The organism is Streptococcus acidominimus (assembly GCF_001921825.1).
Taxonomy (GTDB): domain Bacteria; phylum Bacillota; class Bacilli; order Lactobacillales; family Streptococcaceae; genus Streptococcus; species Streptococcus acidominimus.
The window spans coordinates 1-1,210 of record NZ_MSJL01000107.1 but is presented as its reverse complement, the minus strand read 5'-3'; the positions used below and the strand labels follow the sequence as shown (position 1 = coordinate 1,210).

General features: G+C 43.5%; 1 protein-coding gene. It reads left to right on the top strand.

What is annotated here, in order from left to right; genetic code table 11:
• Window positions 1-113: 113 nt before the first annotated feature.
• On the top strand, window positions 114-1,210 hold a 1,097-nt coding region (locus BU200_RS10535), incomplete at its 3' end, for an IS110 family RNA-guided transposase (RefSeq protein ID WP_142237054.1).

Below are 1,210 nucleotides of genomic sequence, written 5' to 3'. Positions count from 1 at the left end.
CAAGACACTTGTTTTAGGCAGAATTTTATCAAAGTATGTGGGACGCCCGACGTCGTGTATTGAAAATGAAATCACTAAAACAAATCATCATTCAAGACAAAGAGGTAATCATCATGCGAGTAGTATTTGGAATTGACGTTAGTAAAACAAGTTCAGAAGTGGCGATTCTGGTCAATGGTGAGAAAGTACATAGCTACACTATGACAAATGATGCACTCGGCTTTTCTCATCTGCTAAGCGACTTGAAATCCGTTCAAAATCCCGAGATTATCTTCGAGGCGACGGGTGTCTATTCTCGTCGCTTTCAAGCCTTTCTGGAGAATAATGGCTACACTTATACTCGCCTGAATCCTCTAGAAGCTAAGAAACAACTGGATGGCTTACGGGTTCGTAAAACAGACAAAATTGACGCTGAGAAGTTAGCACACTCTCAATTTATTCTGAACAGAAAGTCCAGCTACGTTCAGGAAGAAGTCTATCAACAGTTACGTGACTTGAGCCGCTTCTACCAGAATCTAACAGAGGATATTGTCCGGACTAAAAATCGTCTTCACAAGGTCTTGCAAGTCACGTTCCCCGAGTTGGAAGATCTCTTGTCAGCACCAACTGGTGAGCAGTATTGGAACTTAGTGATAGCTTTCCCGTGTAAGAAGTTTGTACTGGAATGGGAGGAGAGGGACTTAGTAGATGTCATCCGCACGTCTACTTCAAAACGGATTTCTGAAAAGCGTGCGGCTTATCTGGCTGAAAAACTCACGGCACTTGCGAAACAGTCCTATTGTGCAGTCGAGAAAACCTCTCCCATGATGGAAGAGGTCCGTTACTATGCACAGGAATTACTGAGATTATCCAAACGCAGACAGACTGTCTTAGACGAGATGGTGGCATTAGCTCATCCCTTACCAGAATATGAGATCCTTCTCTCCATTCCTGGAATAGCTGAAACAACTGCGACAAGTATTATTGGCGAATTGGGAGATATTCGCCGGTTTCAGTCTGCCAATCAGATCAACGCCTTTATCGGTATTGACCTTCGGCATTACGAATCGGGGAACTATCTAGCCAAGGAACACATCACCAAACGAGGCAATCCTTATGCCAGAAAGATTCTCTTTAAGTGCATCCATAACATCGCTTCAGCTCGTCATACCAATCCTTGCCATATCGCTGATTTCTATGAGAAACGAAAAAGACAATCGCAAGCTAGTTC